Source organism: Streptomyces exfoliatus (genome assembly GCF_000725545.1).
GTDB lineage: Bacteria > Actinomycetota > Actinomycetes > Streptomycetales > Streptomycetaceae > Streptomyces > Streptomyces exfoliatus.
On the sequence record NZ_JNZP01000112.1, the window covers coordinates 1 to 286 of the forward strand.

The window sequence follows — 286 nt, forward strand, 5'->3', positions numbered from 1 at the left end:
CGCCGCGTACGTGCTGGACGCGGCGCTGGCCCCGGTTCCCCCGGGCGTCCCCGGCGAGCTCTACCTCGCCGGCACCCAGCTGGCCCGCGGCTACCTCGGCCGTCCCGACCTCACCGCCGAACGCTTCGTCGCCAACCCCTACGGAGCACCCGGCAGCCGCATGTACCGCACCGGCGACCTCGCCCGCCACCGCAGCGACGGCGCCCTCGAATACCTCGGACGCGCCGACGACCAGGTCAAGATCCGCGGCTTCCGCATCGAACCGGGCGAGATCGAGTCCGCGCTC

At 74.5% G+C, this 286-nt stretch carries 1 protein-coding gene; it reads left to right on the forward strand.

Translation table 11 applies throughout. The annotated features are described in order from the left end of the window. The coding region (locus tag IO20_RS37320; protein WP_037637083.1) for an acyl-CoA synthetase family protein at window positions 1–286 on the forward strand (286 nt) is incomplete at both ends.